Source organism: Amycolatopsis sp. NPDC114484, assembly GCF_055633755.1.
In genome coordinates this window covers 231689-251481 of sequence record NZ_JBVKDQ010000002.1, presented here as the reverse complement: position 1 = coordinate 251481, position 19793 = coordinate 231689, and the positions used below count along the sequence as shown (strand labels likewise).

Here is a 19793-nt window from a genome sequence, read left to right as displayed (position 1 = left end):
CGTTCCAATATGGAACGGCGTACCAGAACCCTCATTCGAAGGAGCCGTGTCATGAACACAGCCGTCACGATCGTCGGCGCCGGGCTCGGCGGTCTCACTCTCGCCCGCGTCCTGCACGTCCGCGGAATCCCCGCCGTGGTCTACGAGGCCGAGCCGTCCCCGGCCTCGCGCGCCCAGGGCGGCCTGCTCGACATCCACGACTACAACGGTCAGCTCGCCGTCGAAGCCGCCGGGCTGACCGCCGAATTCCGCGGCCTGATCCTGGAAGGGAGACAAGAACTGCGGCTGCTGGCCTGGGACGGGACAGTGCTGTTCAAACAGCCCGACGACGGCACCGGCGGCCGTCCCGAAGTCCACCGCGGCGAGCTGCGGCAGCTGCTGATCGACTCGCTGCCGGAGGGCACTGTCCACTGGGGACACAAGGTCAGCGGCGTGCGCGCCTTGGCCGAGGGTTACGAGGTCGCGTTCGCCGACGGGAGCGCGGTCACCACGAACCTGCTGGTCGGTGCGGACGGAGCCTGGTCGAAGGTCCGGCCGCTGCTGTCCCCGGCGAAGCCCGAGTACACCGGCACGGCGTCCGTCGAGACCTTCGTCCACGACTCCGACCGCCGGTTCCCCGCCACGGCCGAAGCGGTCGGCGGCGGGATGCTGCTGGTGCTCGCGCCGGGCCACGGCATCACCGCGCACCGCGAGCGGGACGGGATCCTGCACACCTACGTCGGGCTGGTCCGGTCGCTGGACTGGTTTGACGGCATCGATTTCGCCGACGCGGCAGCCGCGACCGCCCGGATCGCGGCGGAGTTCGAGGGCTGGTCGACGGCGTTGACCACGCTGATCACCGAAAGCGACACCGCGCCGGTCTTGCGGCCGCACTACGGCTTGCCGATCGGCCACCAGTGGGAGCGGGTGCCCGGCGTGACCCTGATCGGCGACGCCGCGCACCTCGCCCCGCCGAACGGGGAAGGCGCGAACCTGGCCATGCTCGACGGAGCCGAACTCGGGATCGCGCTCGCCGCCCATCCCCGCGACGTGGAGGCCGCGCTCGCCGAGTACGAACAGGCGATGTTCCCGCGCGGCGCGGAAACCGCCGCCGAAGGCGCGCACCTGCAACGGCAGATGTTCGGTCCCGACGCACCGCACGGCCTGCTCGCCGAGTTCGTCGCCGGGACGTAAGGCCTTCCGGGCAGGTCCGTGAGGGGAACCCTGAGGGAATCAGAGTCCGTCAAGGTGGCCCTCACGGACCGTCTCCAGGGTCGGCAAACCGTCAGGCCACCGCCTCCCTCAGCGACGCCGACAGCGCGCGGGCCTCGTGCTCGGTCATCCGGCTCGTTTCGTACGGCGCGCCGTTGACCCACCGCTGCGTCAGCCGGGCGATCCGCTCGCCGTACCGCTGGGCGGTGATCCGGTCGCCGCGCGAACCGGCGTCGTCCGGGCCGAGGTCGGCGTGGCTCTGGCTCATCAGCCCCAGCCACGAGCCGAGCCGGTTGACGTCGTCGCGGGTCCCGCCGCTCCAGTTGTTGCCCGGCATGTCGCCCACGCCGATCCACTGCATGCCCAGCTGCGCCGCGAAAACCGACAGCTGCTGCAGCACCGCCAGCTTGTCGCCGCTCTGCGACGCGGACATGGTGAACCCGCCCGCCAGCTTGTCCTTCCACGCCTGCGTCGTGAACGGCGTGAACGCGGCCTCCATGAACGCCTTGAACACCGCCGACACGCCGCCCATCAGCGTCGGGCAGCCGAGGACGATCGCGTCGGAACGGTCCAGCAGCGCCATGACCTCGCTGTCGTGCCAGCGGCCCGCGGTGACGTCTTCGGCCCGGATGTCGACGAGGTGCACCCGCACGCCCGGCACCTGCCGCGCTCCTCCGGCGAGGTGCTCGGCCAAGAGGCGGGTGTGCCCGTGCACCGAATGGCAGACGACGGTCACAGTGGCGTCGGGGGTGCCGTCAACGGCATTGGCTGTCATGCGAAAACTTCTTCCGGTCGTGGGGAAATCCCCTGCTTGCTCCCCATCTCATCCCGATCGCCGGGCGCCATCAACGCCGTTCTCCGTCACCCAGCGATCGGCGGGACCGATCGATCGGGCTAGCCTGATCCGGTGGACAGGATCGAGCTCGAAGCGTTCGTCACCGTCGCGGAGGAGCTTCACTTCGGCCGTGCCGCCGAACGCCTGCACCGCGGGCAGCCGACAGTCAGCGACGCCGTCCGCCGCCTGGAGAAAACCTTGGGCGGCAAGCTGTTCCACCGCACCAGCCGCCGCGTCTCGCTGACCGATCTCGGCGAAGCCCTCCTGCCCGACGCCCACGCCACCCTCGCCCAGCTGCGCCGCTTCCAGCAACGAGGCCGTTCCCTGGCCGGCGGCGGCCGGGCGCGCACCACGCTCGTCGTCGCCCACGCGGAGTACACCGCGCACGAGGTGCTGATGCGGTGCCTGCCGCAGCTGCGCGAGCGGTTCCCCGACGTCACGATCGTCCCGGAGCCGATGCCGACCACCGCTCAGCTCGCCGCCCTGCGCGCGGAGACCGTCGGGCTCGGCATCGGCTGGGCGACCGGCGGGATCGACGGCGTGCGGGCGAGAGTGCTGTCCGCCGAACGGTTCGTCGCGCTCGTGCCCGCGGCGCATTCCCTTGCCGCACATGCCGAACTGAGCGCGGCCGAGCTGTCCTCGACCGCGCTGCTGACCTGGCCGCACCAGATCAACAGCGGGCTGTGCGACCGGCTGCTGTCGGCGTTCCGGATCAGCGGGGCGGACCTGCGGATCATCCGGACCGCCGACAGCGTGCAGGCGATCGCCGCCCACGTCGCGGCCGGAACGGGCATCGGGATCACCGTCGAATCGGCACTGGACCACCAGCCGCCGGGACTGCGGATCATCCCGCTGACCGGTCCTTCGACCACCGCCGACCAGGTCGTCCTCCTGCCCGAAAATCCGTCCGAAGTCGCGCTCTCACTGCGGGATCTGCTGCTGCGGGCTTCTTCGCCGGGTTAGGGACACGCGCCGGACAGGATCCGGCCGTGCAGTTCCACCAGCCGCGCGCCGGGATCCACGCCCAGCTCGTTGCGAAGGCGGCGGCTCAGCCCGGCGTACCGGCGAAGCGCGTCCGCCTGCCGGCCGTGCCGGCACAGCACCGTCATCAGCTGCGCGGCGATCCGTTCGTCGAGCGGATGTTCGGCGGCGTGTTGGTTCAGCGGGCCAAGCAGTTCCGACGACTTGCCTTCCCGCAGGCAGATGTCGAACAGATCCAGCTCCGCCCCGAGCCGTTCGCCGGCGAACCGGGCGCGCAGATCGACCAGCCACGCGGCGTCGACGTCGACGAACGGAACGCCGCGGCACAACGACAACGCCGCTTCGTAGGACTGTTTCGCCCGCCGCCGATCACTTCCGGACTTCCGAGCCCGCGACACCAGGCCGCGGAACCGGCACAGATCGATGTCGTCCTCGTCGACGATCAGCACGTATCCGCGGTGCCCGCGCGTCAAAACCAGCCGATCACTGTGCTGGACCACCCCGCGGAGCCGGGAAACGTAGCTGTAGAGCGCGTTGTGCACGCGCGCAGGCGGAGAGCCGTTCCAGACCCGGCTGATCAGCTCGCCGACCGAGATCTGGACGTTCGGCTGGATGAGAAGCGCCGCGAGGAGCCGGCGCTGCCGCGGCGGGCCCAACGCGAGAATCCGTTCGCCGACCCGTATTTCGACCTCTCCGAGAACCTTGACCTCGGTGCCGCACACGCAACCTCCCTGGGTTGTTTCCGGGATACCAGTCCCGCCGCCGCGGTTTCAAGGTCGCGGCAAGGTTTCGACAAGGCGTCCCGGCCACGATGGGCCACAGCCCGGGCAACGTCGCTCCGCACCGAGCACGCGCCCGTCGGCTTTCGCCCGCTGCCAGCGCGGTTTCCCCTTGCCGCTAACAGGAATCGGGAGGTGAAAGCCCATGCTGTACTCCCACTGACCCCGGCAAGCGCACTGCGGGCGCGTCGTGGCCGCGCCAGCCGCGACGCGCCCGCTCCGACCCGACTCGACCGCGGCGTGCTCGCCGGGGAACCGGAGGACGTCTTGGCACCGCACGACGACCCGTACTACGAGCCCCTCGACCCGCGCGTGCTCGCCGATCCGCACCCGTATTACCGCAGGCTGCGCGAGGCGCATCCGGTGTACTGGCACGGATTGCTGAACTCCTGGGTCGTCACCGAGCACGCCGCCGGACGCCAGGTGCTCGCCGACACCGCCCGCTACGCCTCGGATTTCCGCCGGGCCGGGATCGAGGTTCCCGCCGCGGCGGTGAGCCTGCAGCGGGTCGACCCCCCGGAGCACACCGGAATCCGCCGCCTGCTGGTCTGCGCGCTGCACCAAGTGCCGCAGCGCACGATGGCCGACCACCTCCGCGCGAGGATCACCTCCCGGCTGCTCGCGCTCGCCGACGACTCCCCGGCCGACCTGGTGTGGGGCCTCGCCCGCCCGGTCGCGCTCGACACGATCAGCCGGTATCTCGGCGTGCAACCGCCCGACGGCGAGGAGTTCGAGCGTTACTCCAACGCCATCGTGCGCAGCATGGACGCCGGTCTCGACCCGTCCCGCGCGGAGGCCGGGGACCACGCCCGGGCGCGGCTGAGCGAACTCGTCGCCGGCTGGCTGGCCGACGAGAACCAGACCGGTTTCATCGCCGCCGCCCGCCGCGCGCGGCACGTCCGCCCCGGCATCTCCGCGGACCTGCTGGCGAACTCGCTCCGGGCGGTCCTGCACGCTGGTTACGAGTCGTCCAGCCGCCTGCTCGGCGCCGCGTTGCTGCGCCTGGCCCGCCGACCGGGCCTGCTGGATCTGCCGTCCGCATTGGACGGCGCGGACGATCTCGCCGACGAACTGGTCCGCCTCGACGGTTCCGTGCAAGCCGACGGCCGGATCTGCGTCGCCGACGGCGAACTCGGCGGCCAGCGCATCCGGCGCGGCGACATCGTGATCGTGCTGCTGGCCGCCGCGAACCGCGATCCCGCCGTTTTCCCTTGCCCGGACGAGGTGAATCCGCGGCCCCGGCGCGGCCTGCACCTCGGATTCGGCCGCGGCGCGCACTCCTGCCTCGGCGCCGCGCTGGTCGACCTGCAGCTGCGCACGCTCTTCGACTGCTTGCGGGACAACGGGATCACGCTGACCCTGGCCGGTAGCCCGGTCTGGGAGGACACCGCGACCCTGCGCGGGCTGACGTCACTGCCGGTCCAGGTGTCGATCCGGCGGAAAACCTCGCTGCACTGGCGGTAGATCGCCGGAACAGGGCTGGTTTCGGTCGGGGCCTTCGCTGGACGTGCGGCCGTTCGACGTGGACCGGGCGAGCGACGCGGACTGGGACGAGCTGCAATCAGCCGCCTATCGGCTGGAATTCCCCGAACGTCCGGCCCTGACCCGCCACGAGACGATCTCCGCACTGCGCGTCGCAGGTCCAGGCGGGCGAGCAGCTGGCGTGGACCGCCCACCGGGACGACCGCCTTCGTCGCCAGGGCGATCGTGAACCTGCCCGGCGACGGGAGCGAGCATCTCGCCATACCGCCTGGTGCGGTGGATCGGTGCCGCGCTGGCGGACCTTGTCGAGGCGTACGCGAAGGCTCGTACCGCGATTGGTGACGCGTCGCTCGGCGAGTCCGGGTTAAGCGCGCCGGAGTGGTCGGCGGACCGGGTCCTTCGGGTCGAAGCGTCGTAGTGCGAACGGGACATCGAGCATCGGACCGTGGTGGCGGTCGGTCCCGGGGGGCGAGGTCGTGGGCCTCACGGAGATGGAGGTGCGTCCGCTGATGCCGGAGGCTGCGGCAGGGCGAAACCGCAGTGCTCGCCGCGCACCGCGGGCACCGGCTGGGGCTGGCGATGACAGCCGCGATGCTGCGGTGGTTCACGAGCGACCGGGCTGACGCGGAACAGGTCTGGACCGCTACCGGGGCGGGGAATACGCACATGATCGAGGCGAACCACCGGCTGGGATTCGCGAGGTTGTGGAAGTTCAGCGTGGTGAGCCGGGAGCTTTAGGGCGGGTCATCGCCGGAGCCCGACGACGCGCCGACCGGGCTCGTCCCGGCTCGGCTGCTTGGAGACCGCTGCCGCGCACGGCAAGCCCGCGCACCGCGGACGACCTGACCTCGCCGTTCCGCCCCCCCACCGGTGAGCGGAGCACCCGCGAAATCGCCCGTGCCCGACTTTCGGGCCTACAAGCCCGCGGGCCAGGGCACCTACCGTGGTGTGGTCTAGACCTCTCATGAGAGGAACCCCGCGATGAAGTTCTCCCGCTCCGCCGTCAAAGTCGGGATACTGACCGCCGTGCTCGGCACGGTCTCGGTGTTCACCGCCGTCCCCGCCCTCGCGCACGGCTCGATGGGCAATCCGACCAGCCGGATCATGCAATGCTTCCAGGAAGGTCCGGAGAACCCGCAGTCCGCCGCGTGCAAGGCCGCCATCGCGGTGGGCGACAGCTGGCCGATCTACGACTGGGACGAGGTCAACATCGGCGACGCCAGCGGCCGCAGCCGCGAGATCATCCCGGACGGCAAGCTCTGCAGCGCCGGCCGGGACAAGTACAAGGGCCTCGACCTGGCCCGCGACGACTGGCCGGCGACCACGATGCCGGGCAGCGGCCCGTACACCTTCCAGTACCAGCTGACCGCCGCGCACGAGGGCACCTTCGAGCTGTACGTCACCAAGCCGGGCTACGACCCGACGAAACCGCTCAAGTGGTCCGACCTGGAAGACACCCCGTTCTACAAGCAGGACAACCCGCCGATCGCCGGCAACGCCTACCAGCTCCAGGCGAACCTGCCCGGCGGGCGCACCGGCAGGCACCTGATCTACTCGATCTGGCAACGCCACTGGCCCGACTCCGGCGAAGCCTTCTACTCCTGCTCGGACGTGATCTTCACCTGATCCCCACGGCCCGGCAGAGGTAGCGAAGACCTCTGCCGGGCCCGGGTCGCGCGCGCGTCCTGTCTCGTTCTGTCTGATCCCAACTCCCCTCTTCTGAGCTGGGGGGATTCAGTTTGGATGAGATGGCCCTGAACGAGTGGTCTCATCCGAACTGAGTCCGGCGGAACTGAGTCCCGTGTTGCTGGGGTCTCCGTTCGAGCCCGGATCATCCAGCAGTGCCCTACTGACCACGTCGAAGAAAGACGTGCAGAATCTCCTGCTCTCCGAACCCGATCCGCTGAAGGCCGCCGACATCTCCCTCTATGTGTCGGAGACGGGAAAGCCGTACTGGCCCAACGAGAGACAGTCCCCGATCGACAACGCGATCACGGGACCGCTGGTCAACGACGCCAACCAGATCCTGACTGTGGTTTCGAGCTACCGCAGCCTGTGGCGGGATTCCGTGGATGCGTGAGGTGGTCGCGCCAAACACGATGCTGCGGCCGTACGCCGAGGACGAGTTGCGGTAAGCGACCCGGGTCCCGCCCCGTACGGCACCTGCTGACAACTGACGCGACGCGAAAGTCCCGACGGGATCCCAGAGATGCGGGGTTCGGCTGCGTATAGCCGCCCTTCCAGTTCGCTCCTCGGATAGGCCCATTGTGCAGAGCCCGCTCCTTGCCACCTGCACATTCCCCTAGCCCGGCCGCCATTCGTGCGTGGCCATGCGGGCGGCGAGTTCCTTCGCGCTGGGTGTCCAGGTGCCGCGTTGGGCGTCGATCTCGTCCAGCCGCCGGTGGGTGCCTTCCTTGGACGGCTTGAGGTACCGCTGGAGCGTGCGGCGGTCCTCGTGGCCGGAGAGGTTCATCAGCTCGGCCTCGGTGGCGCCGTCCTCTCCGGCATGGGTGAGCCGGGAATGTCGCAGGTCGTGCGGGTCCCAGGCGTTGGTGGCGGCGCCGAGGTGTCGTTCGGCGGTGCGGTAGGTCATCCGGTACCGACGGCTGCCCCGGTCGAATTCTCCGGAGCGCGCGGTGCCGTCCTCGGGTGCGCGGCGGGTGGACAGGAACACCGGCCCGGTGCGGCGGCGACCGAGGAGCTGGCCGAGCATCCGGGCGGTGCGGATGTCGTAGAGCAGGTCGTCTTCCTTGCCGCCCTTGCGGATCGTGCGGGCACGGCGGTTGGCTCGGTCGAGGTCTTCGACGTCGAGGCGCAGCACCTCCTCGGCGCGGGCCGCGGTGGAGTACAGCATCGACCACAGCGTCCTGTCCTCCAGCGACCGGCGCTTGTCGGTGATCAGCCGGTCGATCTGCTCGCGGGTGCGGACGCGGTTGTCGGTCGGCTTGGGCTGGTGTTCCCGGTCGAGCCCGGCAAGCACCGCGGCGGGGTCGCCGATCCAGTCCTGTTCGTGGAAGTAGGCGAGGGCGGAGCCAACAGCGGCGCGCTTGGCGTTGAATGTCGAGGGTGCCTTGCCGCCCCAGGCGGCGCGGATGTTGGCGTGCAACCGGTCACGGCCGGCGTCGGCCAGTTCGCCAAGGTCGGTGATCCCGGCGAACGCGACCGGCACGGCCGAGGTGTAGGCGCGGACGGTCTCCGGTGAGGTGATCCGGCCCGACCGGCCGCGCCGGTTGGCCAGGTGCCGCAGGAACGAGACAAGCGCTTCAGCGGCCGGCACGCCGCTCGGCGACGTCGGTTCGGCGCTGTCGGTCGCCGGTCGCGCGACGGCGGCCAGGTGCCGTTCGGTGGCCATCGCGACCCCACTTCCTCGGTTGTCAGACAACACGCACGAAAGGGGTGCCGCCGCCGAGGACGTCGCCCCAGGAGCGACCCGCCAACTTGTCAGATAATACGTCATTATCTGACAGTCATCGAAATTTCATCCACCCCCGCTACGCTGGGTCGTCGACCGGATTCTTCTGGTCATGTACACGAAAATTCGTGGTCGAACCGGAGTTCCCCCGCCAGCCGCCTGTCGAGCGAGAGGGAGGGCAATCCTGATGTCTGACCCACATGACTGGGCGCGGCGGAACGCGCAAGCGTCCGCGGGCCGGCGGCGAACGCGTTCGGTGATGCCATGGCAAGTCGCACGGCGACTTTATGGCCCGTACACGTTGTCCAAGCATTTCCGGCTGGCCGCCTCGGATGACCTCGAAGTGATCGGCGGGGTGACACTAAAGGACATTCGGCCGGTGTTGCAGTGGGCACTGTCGACGCGGACTCTTCTCACGCTAGGTGTGCTGATCGCCGTCGCCCGCTGGATCGGCGGACAAAAGGGCGGGTTCGGACTGAACGAGGCGGCGAAGAGCATGGCGTATGGGCCATTCGGTCTGTGGTTGGGGGCCGCCGCGCTAACATTGCTCGCCCGCCCGAACCACCGCCGGGCGACCCGGCGTGCTGTACGACGGCCATGCGTGCTCGCGCTCTTGGCGTTGGCGATGGGGACGGGCCTGGCGTTGACGTCGCTGCTGACGACGCCCGGTCCGGACGGCTACAGCAACCCTCTCCTCGGCCTCACGGCATGGGCAATGGACATATCGCCAGCGTTGCTTCTTCTGATCGTACCTTTGGCGATAGTCCTGCCAGTGCTGGCAATGTGGTTCGCCATCTTCTTTTTGTGCTCCTTGTACCTCATGCATCACAACGGTTTCAGCGAGGGTGGCCACCCGCTGTTGCGGCCTATAACCAGTACCTGGCTCGCTTGGGTGGGTGCCGCATTGGCTATCGCCTTTCCCGCGCCGGACTCGACACGGACGCCGATCGTGATCATTGCGGCATTGATTGGGCCAACCCTGGCCACCTTGATCAGCATCTGGGAGTGGCGAGAGTGTCAGAGTTGACAGAACGCGGGCTACGGGCCGACTTGGTCGCCAGCCGCTCGCGCGGCGGCCGGTAGGCCAGGCCGATGCCGTGTCACACCCTTTGTCAGGCGCAGAGCCTGACAAAGGGTGGACCGGATCCGACTTCAGTTACCCTGCGCCGAGCCTGCGAACAGCTACAACGCTCTACTTTGCACTTGGCCGTCTTCGGGGGTCCTGGGCCGGCGTCCTGGTCCCGCGCTCCGACCGCGCCTCCAGCCAGCATCCGAAGATCCCGAGCGAAGAACTGCTGCCAGGCGCCCCGCGGACATGTCCGCTAGCCCGCCGTCGATGCCGAACAGCACGACGCCCTCTCCAACCACGCCCAGACAGGTACTGAGTCAGTACAACGCGAACCAGTCGCCTTCCGGGCCACCTGCGACTGGACTATATGAATAATCTCAGTTATCCATATAGAGCCAGCTACCCGATCCTCATCGAAGATTTAACTTTCCGACCTGATACCTAGTGTTTGAGTATCAAAACCGAAACTGTACAGTCAGCCCCACCTGCGGAAAGGGGCATCGATGGAGACGGGTGGGCCGCCGATTCGGCGTGGCAGCCGGGAGGATCGGCGGGAGGCGACTGTGCGCGCGCTGACCGCCGGGGACGAGGCGGGATGTGCCTACTGCGGCCAGCCGCTGCCGCCCATCCCCCGGAAGGGCGGGCGGCCGACGCCGTACTGCCCGGCCGACCCCGAGCGGTACGGGAGGTGGGGCGCGAAGGTCGTCACGTGCGCGATGCTCGACGAGCAGCGCGAGATCTGGGTGACCGTCTACGGCCCAGACCAGCCGATGACCCTGCTCGACACCCAGGCGCTCGACGAGCAGCTCGGCTCGGCATTGTCGGCGTTGGACCCGTTGCACGCGGAGCTGTCCGCGCTGCGCACGCACGTCACCGACCAGACCGCGGCGGCGCTCAAGGCGCGGGAAGAGGCCGAAGCTGCTCGCGACGAGGCGGTGGAGCAGGCCCGCGCGGCGAACGCGGAGCGCGCACACGCGGTAGCGACGGCGGCGGAGGCGCGCGAGGCTGAAGCGGCGGCCAAAAAGCAGTACGAAGTGGACCGAGCTGAGCGCGACAGTGCGCTCTCAACTGCCTCTGCGGCAAGGAAAGCGCAGGAGACGGCGCTGGCCGTTCGGGACGAGGCCGAGAACAACCGTCAGCGGGCGCTTGAGCAGGCGGCCGCAGCGCATGACCGGGTCACGGCGTTGCAGCGCGAGATTTCCGCGTTGCGCGCGACGGCGGTCGAGGATCTCGAACAGGCCCGCCGCGACGCAGCGGAAGCGCAGCGGGAACTGCGGACGTCGTTGACCGCCGAGCACGAAAGCCGGTTGCGCGACATAGAACGGCGGTTGCGTGAGCAGGCGGCAGAGGCGGACGAGCGGGTGCGAGGTGTCCAGCTCGCGGCCGATCAGCGGGTTGCCGAGTCCGCGGCGCAGTTGAGCCAGGCGACCAAGGGGTATGCCGAAACGCTGGCGCCGCTGCACGCTGAGCTGGGAGAACTGCGCGTTCGCGTCAGTGCGCAGCAGGCCGAACTGGACGAGGTGCGACGGCTCCGCGAAGCCGAAGAAGCCGCGAAAGCAGAGCAGCCGGAGCAGCCGGAGGAATAGGTGGCTGGGCACTGACGCGGCCGTCTCTGTGGTTCAATGCTCTCAGTCGCTGGATCTTCCCGGCGGACTGCCTATGCCTGCGGTGCTTTTCCTGGCCCGCATCGGCACGCTCCCTGTAGCGAGCGCTTCACCGATCCCGGCCTCGTCAGGTCGTCCCCAGCCATGCCCGAGAACGGAGCAGAACCATGCCCACCGAACGCATCACCAACGGAACCGAACGAGCGCTCCTTGAGAACACGCTCGACCGCAACCGCGAAGCCCTCGTCGAGACCCTTCGCGGTCTGTCCGAAGCCGACGCCCGACGGCGGCTCGTCGCGTCGTTGTCGACGCCGATTTCCGTGGTCAAGCACGCGGCCGCGGCGGAACGGATTTGGTTCCAGCGGTTCTGGGCCGGGCTCGAGGAGTCCGAATGCGACGGTTACTCGAAGCGCGACGTCGGCACGTTCACCGTCACCGACGACGAGACCGTGGCCGACGTGATCGCCGAGTACGAGCGCGCCAGCCAGCGGTCCCGGGAGATCGCCGCGCGCTTCGAACTCGACGACACCAAGGAGTTCCCCGGCGAGGGAACCGTCAGCATGCGCTGGACGCTGCTCGCGATGATCCAGGAGTTCGCCCGGCACGCGGGGCACGGCGACATCCTGCGCGAGCAGATCGATCAGCCCCTGCCCTGACTCCCCCGTCTGGATCGGACGCTCAAGAAAGATCCTGCCGGCTGAGCCAGGTGGCGAAGTCCAGCAAGCCGGGGTGTTCCTCGCGCAGTGCTGGGATGTCCGCGTGCCAACCGCCGTTGTTGGCGAAGTCGTAGCCCGCCACGGCGTCCGGATCGCGGCCGGTCAGCGCCTCGCGCGGGATGGGCCGGTAGGCGACCGGCTCCCCCGTCGCCCGCGCCATGGCCTGGGCGATCTGCGGCATGGTCAGCTCGTCGCCGGCCAGTTCGATCACCCGCCCGGCGTATTCGGCCGGGCGGGTGAAGGCCAGGACGGCGAAGGCGCCGATGTCAGCGGCCGCGATGAGCTGGACCGGTGATTCGGGCAGGAAAACGTCGGTCAGCACGCTGTCGCGGACGCCCATTCGCGGGTGGAGCTGGTTTTCCATGAACCGGACCGGACGCAGTGCGGTCACGGGAAGGCCCAGGTCGCGGGCGTAACGCTCCAAAATGGACTTGGTCCGCCAGCGTGCGATGCCGTGCGCGGCATCAGCCGAGCCGACAGATGCGTACACGAACGTCCGGACCCCGGCCGCCGCGGCAGCGTCCGCGACGTTGCGGCCGTAGCGGAGTTCGTCGTCGATGGTGAACTCGGGCGGTGTGCCCGGATAGCCGAGTGTCGGCTGGACGCTGAAAACGCCGTCGGCCCCTTTGACAGCCACGTCGAGCGAAGCGCGGTCGCCTAGGTCGCCGCGGACGAGTTCCGCGCCAGCGGCTTCGAGTGCTCGTGCGGCGGGAGCGTCCGGGTCGCGGACCAGCGCGCGGACTCGTTGTCCGGCGGCCAGCAACCCGCGAGCCGTCGCGCCGCCTTGGGTGCCGGTGGCTCCGGTGACGAGAACGGTGGTCATTTTTCCTCCTGCTGCCGGGATTCCCCACAAGTGGGGAGAGTCCCCACTTTTCTTCGGCTACGATACGGGGACAGTCCCCGATTAGGCAACCAGGAGGCGGCGATGCGGGCCGACGCCCAGCGCAACTACGACCGGCTCGTAGCGGCCGCGCGGAACGTCTTCGCCGAGCAGGGGGCCGACGCGCCGCTGGACGACATCGCGCAGCACGCGGGCCTCGGGAACGCCACCCTCTACCGCCACTTCCCCACCCGGCAGGCACTGCTGGAGGCCGTCTTCCGCGACCACGTCGACGCCCTGTGCCGGCAGGCCGACGAGCTGAGGTCCGCGTCGTCGCCGGGTGCCGCGTTGAAGGAATGGCTGGGTGAGGTCATCGCGTACGGGAGCGCGAAACGCGGTCTCGCGGCGTCGCTGCTGGCCGCGTTGGGCGAGGAAAACTCAGCGTGTCGTGCGGCGATTTTCGAGGCAGCGCAAGGGCTTCTGACTCGGGCGCAAGACGCTGGCGAAGTCCGGGCGGGCGTCTCGGTCGGACAGGTGTTCAAACTGGTCAACGCCGTCGCGCTGGTGACCGAGACGGAGCCGGACGCGGTCGAGCAGGCGGTCAGTCTGCTCGACCTGGTCTTCCATGGCCTCGCCACGCGTTAGCCGCTACAGCCATCCGCTCGTCTCGGCGAGCCGGACCGCTTCCGCGCGAGTGCGGGCTTGGGTCTTCCCGATCGCCGACGACAGGTGGTTGCGCACTGTCCCCGCCGACAGGCCCAGCGCGGTCGCCAGGTCCGCGACAGTCCCGCCTTCCGCCGCGGCGCGCAGGACGTCCGCCTCGCGGTCGGTGAGCGGGCTCGCCCCGCTGGCCAGCGATTCCGCGGCGAGCGCCGGGTCCACGAACCGCAGTCCGGCGTGCACCCGCCGGATCGCGTTGACCAGCTGCTCCGGGCGCGAATCCTTCACCACGAAACCGGCCGCGCCCGCGGACATCGCGCGCGACAGGTACCCGGGGCGGCTGAAGGTGGTGCAGATCAGCACGCGGCAGTCCGGCAGCGCGTGCCGCAGTTCGGCGGTCACCGCGAGCCCGTCGCGGCCGGGCATCTGGACGTCGACGAGCGCGATGTCCGGCGTGGTCCGTTGCGCGGCGGGCAGGACTTCGGGGCCGGAGCCGACCTCGGCGACCACTTCGATGTCGGACTCCATCCGCAGCAAGGAAGCCAGTGCGCCGCGGACGAGCGCCTGGTCGTCGGCCAGCAGGACCCGGATCACGACGCACCCGCCGGTCCGCGTGCCAGCACCCGGAATCCGCCGTGCGGGCCGCGGCCGTGCTCGAGCGAGCCGGACACAGCGGCCATCCGCTCGGCGAGGCCGGTGAGGCCGTGCCCGGGGACGACGTCGGCCGGCCCGGTGCCGTCGTCGGCGATCTCCAGCCAGTCGCGGCCGACGCGGATCGTGCAGCGCTGGGCGTCGGAATGGCGGAGCACGTTGGTCACGGCTTCCCTTACTACGTAACCGAAAACGCCCTCCAGTCCGGGAGCCGCGGCATCAGCCGTGGCGGGCAGGTCGGCGTGGACTCCGGCGGCGCGCGGTGCCATCCGGGCACCGGCGACTTCGGTCGCGAGCGACACGGTGCGGTGGTCGGACACAGTGGCTCGGACGTCGGAGAGAGCTTCCCGGCACAGATCGTCCAGGTCCCGGATCTCGGAGAGGGCCGCGGCGGTGTTGTCCGACGTTTCCAGGATCCGCCGGGTCAGGCCGAGTTTCAGCGTCATCGTGGAGAGGCTGTGACCGAGGACGTCGTGCAGGTCGCGGGCGACGCGCTGCCGTTCCTGGTCGACGGCCATCCGCCGGATCTGCACGCGGGCCAGCCTGAGGTGACCGATGGTGAACATCAGCGCGTAGACGACACCGAGGATCGCGGTGACGGCGACGAGCGTCAGGACCTGGCCCCAGGCGACGCGGCCGTCCCTCACGAGCATCCACGCGATCTGGGCGACGGCCGTCCCGAAGCCGATCAGCAGGGAAAGCCGCAGCGGCAACAGCATGAGCCCGGTCGCGATGGCGTAGGTGAGGCCGGTCAAGTACGCCGGGGAGCCCAGGATCAGCGCGGGTGTGGTGCCGAGGACGAACAACGCGGCCACCATCGCGATCCGCCGCCGCCGCAGCGCGAGCGGGCCGAACCACAGCACGAGGAGGTACCCGGCGGCGTAGCAGCCGAGAAGCCGAAGACGAGCCCGGTGCGCACCGGGCCGTACTGTCGGCCCGCCAGGTCGATGATCCAGGCGGCCAGGAAGCCCATCATGAGGCCGTTGACGACCACGGACCGGACGCGGCCGACGCGCGGGCTGGACGCTCCGCTCAGCGTGTCCGTCCAGAAGCTCCAGTCCGGCCACTGACGGCCGAGAACCGGTCCGGATCGGGTTCGCGCACGTCGATCATGGTACGGCCGACTCGCTGATGATCACCCATGACAAACGGCACGGGCCGTCCTTAGAGGGCGATGCTGGAGTGGCTACATGTTGCACATAGAGAAATCCGGACTCACGAATTACGAGATCACCAGCGGCGGCCGTCCGCTCGCAGTGGTCGAAGGCCGGTCCGGAGGACAGTTCCGGCTGGACGGCATTAGCTATCGGATCCGCCGTCGGCTCGGCACCTACCGGTTGCTGGCGGCCGGCGGATCGGTGCTCGCGAGGGCGCACCGGCCGGGCACGCGCAGCTGGAATGTCGAGTGCGGCGACGGGGTGCTTCGCTTCCGGCGAATCGGCCGCCGCGACCACGCGCAGGTCGACGAGGCCGGAAACACCATCGGCACGGTCACCGCCAATGCCGCCGACTTGCCCGGCCTCCATTCGGAACTCCAGGTGTTCCTGCTCGCGGCACTGGCAATGCGCTCGCGCCGCCACCGCGTCGTGGTCGTGGCTGGCAGTTGAGCGGCGACTACGCTGAACAGGTTCGCCCGCCTTCGCTGGAGAGACCTTGCCCGACCGCCGTACCCTGACCGCCGACTGCACGAGCTGTTTCGCGCTCTGCTGCGTCGCGCTCACTTTCACTAAATCCGCTGACTTCGCCATCGACAAGCGCGCCGGCGACCCGTGCCCGAACCTGCAGCACGACTTCCGCTGCGGCATCCACGATCAGTTGCGCCCCAAGGGTTTCGCGGGCTGCACCGGGTACGACTGCTTCGGTGCCGGACAGCAGGTTTCGCAGGTGACCTTCGGCGGCCGCAGCTGGCGCGAGGCGCCCGAAACCCGCAAGCAGATGTTCGCCGCGCTGCCGGTGATGCGGCATCTGCACGAGCTGCTCTGGTATCTCACCGAGGCGCGCTCGCTGGCCGCGACCCGCGAGATCCACGCCGAACTGGACGCGGCGATCGACGAGATCGAGCAGGCGACCGCCGGGGACGCGGACGCAGTGCTGGCGATCGACGTCGACGCGCGCCGGGCCCAGGTGAACCCGCTGCTGGTCCGTACCAGCGAACTGGTCCGCTCCGGAGCCGGACGCAAGAAGGACCGTCGCGGGGCCGACCTGATCGGTGCGAAACTCGCCGGAGCGAACCTTCGCAGCACGAACCTCCGCGGCGCGTACCTGATCGCGGCCAACCTCCGGGGCGCGGACCTGCGCCGCGCCGACCTGATCGGCGCGGATCTGCGCGACGCCGACGTCCGCGGCACCGACTTCACCGACAGCCTTTTCCTGACCCAGTCCCAGGTGAACGCCGCCCGCGGCGACGCGGCGACCAAGCTTCCGTTACGGCTGACCCGCCCCGAACACTGGTAGTCAGCGCGGCCGGGTAGATCCCACGACCACCCCGCCGAGCCGGGCGATCCAGCTGCCGCACACACAACGCACATAGTCCGCCCGGCTGCCCGCCGACGCGGGAACGGCAGCGGAGGCGGGCAGCTCGGCCAGGGGCCAGCCGCAACGGGGGCAACGGTTCTCTTCCATGTCCGCCATCGTGCGGTAATGGTTCAGTGCAGTTCAACCCTTACAGGTCGCCGCACGGCGGAGCAGGACGCCGGAGACCCGCCCGGGAGTCGAACCCGGAAGTCCACGGCTTTGCAGACCGTGCCACGACCGTCGTGAAGCGGGTCGGTCGCGCGCCGTGGTGCCGATCCACGTATGAGGCTCCGCTGGTTGCCGAACCGCGCGCGGTGCCGCTGCGGCGTTTCCGCAGAGGGAGAGGACAGAGCTGCCCTCGGAAGTCAGTTTGCGATGAGTGCGGCGACGGCGTGCCCCGCGGTGACAGTCCGCCCCGTCGTCCGCTGGTAGCGCCGCACAAGGTCACGATGGCGGACCCGCTGCCCGAGCCGTCGTTCGGCTCGCAGCACCGGATTGCGCCGCGGGACCGGGAAGGCTACAGCGAGATCGGCGAGTAGAGCCCTCTCGTTGACGCCCACGACGGCGAAGACCCACGACGTGCCGGGATCGAGCGCGACCAGCACGAAGGCGAGATGTTCGAGCCGGTGTTCCCGTTCCCGGCGCGCGAGGGCGAGCCGCAGGGACGCCTCGTACGCCGCCTGCGCGTCCAGCCCGAGCGGGGGTTCCTGCCGGGCGCATCGCCGCCGCGCTTCCGCCATTCCGAGCGGCAGCAACGGCTCTCGCGCGGGCGGGCGGTCGAGCGCTGTCCCGGCCAGCCGCTGGAGATCGATCCCCAGCGGTGCCAGCGCGGCTCGGTCCGCAGCCGCGCCGGCGCCTGCCGGAGCAGCCGACCGAACGGCCTCGCGAATCGCCTCCTCGGTCGCTCCGTGCTCCGCCAGCACCGCGGCGACGGAACCGCCGCCTGCGGCGAGAGCCAGCAGGAGGTGCTCGCTGCCCGTGCGCGGATGTTCGAGGCCGCGCGCGAGCGTGATCGCCTGGCCCACGACCTGGCTCAGCTCAGGGTGATCTCCTCGGAACATCAGGCCCCCTCGGCACGGTGGTACTTGCGGTGCACGGTTTGTTTGGTGACGCCCAGCCGGACGGCGATGTCCCGCCAGGACCATCCGCTCCGCCTCGCCGCCGCCACCTGCTCGGCCTCTAGCTGTTCGACCAGCGTGCGAAGCCGGGCCACCGCCCGCAGCCCCGCGTCGGGGTCGGTGCCGTGAACGGCCCGGTCGAGATCGGCAATCATCGACATGGTCGTCAGCATATGCTGACGAACCCCCGAGTGGCAATCGTGCCCCCGGCAGGAGTCGTGTCCGCCGGACCACGGGGGTGGAGTGGGCCGCCGGGGACTCGAACCCTGAACCCGGGTAAACGTCGTTTTGACCGAGTTCCGGACGGTGCCTAATGATGCCGGTCGGTGTCGTTTACCTCGACGTGTGCGTGTGCCGGATCTCGGGTGATGCCGCGGTGTTTCTGCACGTTCGGGCTCCCCTGCAGAGCCCATTGCAGGTGGTGGTGGCCGAGTGCCCGCCGATCGCGTTGTTGTTCGCGGTGGAGTTGCTGAACCGGGCGTTGAAGCAGCGGGCTGCCGCTACCGCGCCCGGGCAGGACGAGACCGCGCTTCCGGTCCGCGGTTGCGAGACCGAACCCGTCCCGGCGGAGAGCGGAGCAGTCTCGCCCGGTCTCGGCGGCGAACCTGCGTTGACAGCGGAGCAACGGATGTGGACCTATTACGCGGAGCAAGTCGCTGCGGGGCGCTCCCAGCGCGTGCCAGTGGCTGGGCACCGCTGTCTTCGGCGAATAGCCGACCGGCGGATGTGGACGCCTACGAACTCGGCGAATTTGCCCGTCTCGCGATCTTCCCGCCCATTGCTCACTCCGGACGTGAACACCTCTGGCCGTTCAGTGCCCTCAACCCACTCCAGGACCAGCCACTGTGCTCAGAATATGCTCCGGAGCCGACACAGAAGCCGGAGGCACAGCACGCCCCCGGTCGCCGTCCTAGTAGTCCGACTCCTTCCGGGGCGGGAGGTACTCGAACGCGTTGACCGCCAGCGGCACGTCGGCGGCGTTGACCACGAACGCGAAATTCGACGTGCTAGTGGCCGCGCTCTTGGTGGACGCGAAATACAGCCGCCGCACTTTGTCGTCGCCGTTGGAGGCCTTGAACGTCCACACGCTGTCCAGCATCTCCAGGGTCTGGCCGGCGTGGTTCGGGTCCGCCATCGAGGACTTCGTGCAGTTGCGGTCGGCGTCGATGAACGTCTTGAACGTGCTCCCGCCCCGGCTTCCGGCAGCGCGACCACGTGGTAGTCCACGGTCAACGTGACCATCCCCGCTGCGGTGGGTGTTCCAGGTGGCGAACGTCGGCGACGTGAGCACGGCCGCACCGGCAGGCAGGGCCGCCGCCCACTCGCGCAGCACGCGACCAGCACGACCGGGACCCGCGGTCTCCGCCGGGATACGACAAGGCTCCTTCTCATCCGGGACAACCAAACGCCCGCAAGAGTCCCGTCGCCCGCACCCGCCCGGCGCGTTCCGCCCCCTCCAGCGACCGTCCGCAGGACGGTTCGGGCGCACCCGCCACGCAGCGCACCGCCCCGGAGCGCGGCGCAAGAACAGCAAACGACGCATCGTCGGCAACGAGACCGGCTGTCGGTCGCAGCGACGACCGCGAACCTTCCTGACACCCGATCGACACGACGACCGAATGCGATTCACATCCGGACCGCACCGCTGCCGCTCGTCCGGCGGAGTCCGGAAATCCGCGGTCGCGCGTCACCCGAAATCGCACAATGCGTTTCGCTTTCACGTTTTTGTCATCGTTCGCGTGAAGCCGACGCAATCGCGTGGAGCAATCTGTCGACCGTGCTAGGATCGATTCAGAAAGAGCGTCCACTGACCGTCGAGGCGCTCAATCGACGCATTCGCACACGAGCCTGATCGGGAAGCATGACCCGGTCGGGCCGCTTCGGCATGGCTGCGGGAGATCCCCGGGCATGCGGGTGCGTCTCACTGGGATGCCCGGAATTCCGCGAACAGGTTCCGCGGG

Annotated in this window: 23 protein-coding genes; 13 read left to right on the top strand and 10 right to left on the bottom strand. The window is 69.5% G+C overall.

Features of this window, described 5'->3' with window-relative positions:
- The first annotated feature begins 51 nt into the window (after nt 1-51).
- Complete coding sequence (locus tag ACZ7SW_RS07065; protein ID WP_470229481.1) at nt 52-1173, top strand: FAD-dependent oxidoreductase; 1122 nt, start codon at nt 52-54, stop codon at nt 1171-1173.
- A 91-nt stretch (nt 1174-1264) separates the two neighbouring features.
- Here the strand turns inward: ACZ7SW_RS07065 and ACZ7SW_RS07060 are convergent, their stop codons facing one another.
- Complete coding sequence (locus ACZ7SW_RS07060; protein WP_470229480.1) at nt 1265-1966, bottom strand: flavodoxin family protein; 702 nt, start codon at nt 1964-1966, stop codon at nt 1265-1267.
- Between the two features lie 132 nt (nt 1967-2098).
- Here ACZ7SW_RS07060 and ACZ7SW_RS07055 point away from each other — a divergent pair, with 132 nt between their 5' ends.
- The gene (locus ACZ7SW_RS07055; protein ID WP_470229479.1) at nt 2099-2989 is read left to right on the top strand and encodes a LysR family transcriptional regulator; all 891 of its coding nucleotides are present in this window, start codon (nt 2099-2101) and stop codon (nt 2987-2989) included.
- Here ACZ7SW_RS07055 and ACZ7SW_RS07050 read toward each other — a convergent pair.
- Complete coding sequence (locus ACZ7SW_RS07050) at nt 2986-3729, bottom strand: AfsR/SARP family transcriptional regulator (protein WP_470229478.1); 744 nt, start codon at nt 3727-3729, stop codon at nt 2986-2988. The two genes, ACZ7SW_RS07055 and ACZ7SW_RS07050, sit on opposite strands and share 4 nt — an antisense overlap.
- A 192-nt stretch (nt 3730-3921) precedes the next feature.
- On the opposite strand from ACZ7SW_RS07050, the gene ACZ7SW_RS07045 reads away from it, so the two are divergent.
- The 5 genes from ACZ7SW_RS07045 (at nt 3922) to ACZ7SW_RS07025 (ending at nt 7348) form a co-directional block, all read left to right on the top strand.
- Nucleotides 3922-5250 carry a cytochrome P450 gene (locus ACZ7SW_RS07045; protein ID WP_470229477.1) on the top strand — a complete coding sequence of 443 codons (1329 nt, stop codon included), beginning with the start codon at nt 3922-3924 and terminating at the stop codon, nt 5248-5250.
- 289 nt (nt 5251-5539) lie between these two features.
- Nucleotides 5540-5686, top strand: coding sequence for a hypothetical protein (locus tag ACZ7SW_RS07040; RefSeq protein WP_470229476.1), 147 nt, complete (start codon nt 5540-5542; stop codon nt 5684-5686).
- A gap of 122 nt (nt 5687-5808) precedes the next feature.
- The gene (locus ACZ7SW_RS07035) at nt 5809-6006 is read left to right on the top strand and encodes a hypothetical protein (protein WP_470229475.1); all 198 of its coding nucleotides are present in this window, start codon (nt 5809-5811) and stop codon (nt 6004-6006) included.
- A 243-nt stretch (nt 6007-6249) separates the two neighbouring features.
- The gene (locus ACZ7SW_RS07030; RefSeq protein WP_470229474.1) at nt 6250-6894 is read left to right on the top strand and encodes a lytic polysaccharide monooxygenase auxiliary activity family 9 protein; all 645 of its coding nucleotides are present in this window, start codon (nt 6250-6252) and stop codon (nt 6892-6894) included.
- A 244-nt stretch (nt 6895-7138) separates the two neighbouring features.
- Nucleotides 7139-7348 (top strand): hypothetical protein, encoded by a 210-nt coding sequence (locus tag ACZ7SW_RS07025; RefSeq protein ID WP_470229473.1) that lies wholly within the window; start codon nt 7139-7141, stop codon nt 7346-7348.
- Nucleotides 7349-7570: 222 nt separating this feature from the next.
- On the opposite strand, the gene ACZ7SW_RS07020 is transcribed toward ACZ7SW_RS07025, so the two are convergent.
- Nucleotides 7571-8620, bottom strand: coding sequence for a tyrosine-type recombinase/integrase (locus ACZ7SW_RS07020; RefSeq protein ID WP_470229472.1), 1050 nt, complete (start codon nt 8618-8620; stop codon nt 7571-7573).
- A gap of 247 nt (nt 8621-8867) precedes the next feature.
- On the opposite strand from ACZ7SW_RS07020, the gene ACZ7SW_RS07015 reads away from it, so the two are divergent.
- The 3 genes from ACZ7SW_RS07015 to ACZ7SW_RS07005 all read left to right on the top strand — a co-directional run bounded on the left by ACZ7SW_RS07015 (nt 8868) and on the right by ACZ7SW_RS07005 (nt 12009).
- Nucleotides 8868-9707 carry a hypothetical protein gene (locus tag ACZ7SW_RS07015; RefSeq protein ID WP_470229471.1) on the top strand — a complete coding sequence of 280 codons (840 nt, stop codon included), beginning with the start codon at nt 8868-8870 and terminating at the stop codon, nt 9705-9707.
- Nucleotides 9708-10312: 605 nt separating this feature from the next.
- Complete coding sequence (locus ACZ7SW_RS07010; protein ID WP_470229470.1) at nt 10313-11335, top strand: hypothetical protein; 1023 nt, start codon at nt 10313-10315, stop codon at nt 11333-11335.
- 185 nt (nt 11336-11520) lie between these two features.
- The gene (locus ACZ7SW_RS07005) at nt 11521-12009 is read left to right on the top strand and encodes a DinB family protein (protein WP_470229469.1); all 489 of its coding nucleotides are present in this window, start codon (nt 11521-11523) and stop codon (nt 12007-12009) included.
- A 22-nt stretch (nt 12010-12031) separates the two neighbouring features.
- On the opposite strand, the gene ACZ7SW_RS07000 is transcribed toward ACZ7SW_RS07005, so the two are convergent.
- Nucleotides 12032-12892: an NmrA/HSCARG family protein gene (locus ACZ7SW_RS07000; RefSeq protein ID WP_470229468.1), complete on the bottom strand. Its 861-nt coding sequence runs from the start codon at nt 12890-12892 to the stop codon at nt 12032-12034.
- A gap of 102 nt (nt 12893-12994) precedes the next feature.
- On the opposite strand from ACZ7SW_RS07000, the gene ACZ7SW_RS06995 reads away from it, so the two are divergent.
- Entirely contained in the window at nt 12995-13534 is a 540-nt protein-coding gene (locus ACZ7SW_RS06995) for a TetR/AcrR family transcriptional regulator (protein ID WP_470229467.1), read from the top strand.
- Between the two features lie 3 nt (nt 13535-13537).
- Here ACZ7SW_RS06995 and ACZ7SW_RS06990 read toward each other — a convergent pair whose 3' ends face one another.
- Together ACZ7SW_RS06990 and ACZ7SW_RS06985 are read right to left on the bottom strand one after the other, a co-directional pair.
- Nucleotides 13538-14143: a response regulator gene (locus tag ACZ7SW_RS06990; RefSeq protein WP_470229466.1), complete on the bottom strand. Its 606-nt coding sequence runs from the start codon at nt 14141-14143 to the stop codon at nt 13538-13540.
- Nucleotides 14140-15063: a sensor histidine kinase gene (locus ACZ7SW_RS06985; RefSeq protein WP_470229465.1), complete on the bottom strand. Its 924-nt coding sequence runs from the start codon at nt 15061-15063 to the stop codon at nt 14140-14142. The genes ACZ7SW_RS06990 and ACZ7SW_RS06985 overlap by 4 nt, the downstream gene beginning before the upstream one ends.
- Before the next feature lie 327 nt (nt 15064-15390).
- On the opposite strand from ACZ7SW_RS06985, the gene ACZ7SW_RS06980 reads away from it, so the two are divergent.
- Together ACZ7SW_RS06980 and ACZ7SW_RS06975 are read left to right on the top strand one after the other, a co-directional pair.
- Nucleotides 15391-15807: a hypothetical protein gene (locus ACZ7SW_RS06980; protein ID WP_470229464.1), complete on the top strand. Its 417-nt coding sequence runs from the start codon at nt 15391-15393 to the stop codon at nt 15805-15807.
- Nucleotides 15808-15853: 46 nt separating this feature from the next.
- Complete coding sequence (locus ACZ7SW_RS06975; RefSeq protein WP_470229463.1) at nt 15854-16654, top strand: pentapeptide repeat-containing protein; 801 nt, start codon at nt 15854-15856, stop codon at nt 16652-16654.
- Here ACZ7SW_RS06975 and ACZ7SW_RS06970 read toward each other — a convergent pair whose 3' ends face one another.
- From ACZ7SW_RS06970 to ACZ7SW_RS06955, 4 genes are all read right to left on the bottom strand, one after another.
- Nucleotides 16655-16822 carry a hypothetical protein gene (locus tag ACZ7SW_RS06970; RefSeq protein ID WP_470229462.1) on the bottom strand — a complete coding sequence of 56 codons (168 nt, stop codon included), beginning with the start codon at nt 16820-16822 and terminating at the stop codon, nt 16655-16657. It lies immediately after the preceding gene.
- 257 nt (nt 16823-17079) lie between these two features.
- A complete protein-coding gene (locus ACZ7SW_RS06965) occupies nt 17080-17775 on the bottom strand; it encodes a Clp protease N-terminal domain-containing protein (RefSeq protein ID WP_470229461.1) in 696 nt (231 codons plus the stop codon).
- On the bottom strand, nt 17775-17993 hold the full coding sequence (locus ACZ7SW_RS06960) for a sigma factor-like helix-turn-helix DNA-binding protein (RefSeq protein ID WP_470229460.1): 219 nt from the start codon (nt 17991-17993) through the stop codon (nt 17775-17777). The genes ACZ7SW_RS06965 and ACZ7SW_RS06960 overlap by 1 nt, the downstream gene beginning before the upstream one ends.
- Nucleotides 17994-18742: 749 nt before the next feature.
- Nucleotides 18743-19165, bottom strand: a complete 423-nt coding sequence (locus tag ACZ7SW_RS06955; RefSeq protein ID WP_470229459.1) for a hypothetical protein — start codon at nt 19163-19165, stop codon at nt 18743-18745.
- Nucleotides 19166-19793 lie beyond the last annotated feature (628 nt).

Excerpts from the sequence above, each read along its gene's own strand:
- ACZ7SW_RS07020 (WP_470229472.1), bottom strand. The coding sequence starts at position 8,620 with ATGGCCACCGAACGGCACCTGGCCGCCGTCGCGCGACCGGCGACCGAC.
- ACZ7SW_RS07060 (WP_470229480.1), bottom strand. The coding sequence starts at position 1,966 with ATGACAGCCAATGCCGTTGACGGCACCCCCGACGCCACTGTGACCGTC.
- ACZ7SW_RS07000 (WP_470229468.1), bottom strand. The coding sequence starts at position 12,892 with ATGACCACCGTTCTCGTCACCGGAGCCACCGGCACCCAAGGCGGCGCG.
- ACZ7SW_RS07005 (WP_470229469.1), top strand. The coding sequence starts at position 11,521 with ATGCCCACCGAACGCATCACCAACGGAACCGAACGAGCGCTCCTTGAG.
- ACZ7SW_RS06995 (WP_470229467.1), top strand. The coding sequence starts at position 12,995 with ATGCGGGCCGACGCCCAGCGCAACTACGACCGGCTCGTAGCGGCCGCG.
- ACZ7SW_RS07015 (WP_470229471.1), top strand. The coding sequence starts at position 8,868 with ATGTCTGACCCACATGACTGGGCGCGGCGGAACGCGCAAGCGTCCGCG.
- ACZ7SW_RS07065 (WP_470229481.1), top strand. The coding sequence starts at position 52 with ATGAACACAGCCGTCACGATCGTCGGCGCCGGGCTCGGCGGTCTCACT.
- ACZ7SW_RS06960 (WP_470229460.1), bottom strand. The coding sequence starts at position 17,993 with ATGTCGATGATTGCCGATCTCGACCGGGCCGTTCACGGCACCGACCCC.
- ACZ7SW_RS06965 (WP_470229461.1), bottom strand. The coding sequence starts at position 17,775 with ATGTTCCGAGGAGATCACCCTGAGCTGAGCCAGGTCGTGGGCCAGGCG.
- ACZ7SW_RS07030 (WP_470229474.1), top strand. The coding sequence starts at position 6,250 with ATGAAGTTCTCCCGCTCCGCCGTCAAAGTCGGGATACTGACCGCCGTG.
- ACZ7SW_RS06970 (WP_470229462.1), bottom strand. The coding sequence starts at position 16,822 with ATGGAAGAGAACCGTTGCCCCCGTTGCGGCTGGCCCCTGGCCGAGCTG.
- ACZ7SW_RS06980 (WP_470229464.1), top strand. The coding sequence starts at position 15,391 with ATGTTGCACATAGAGAAATCCGGACTCACGAATTACGAGATCACCAGC.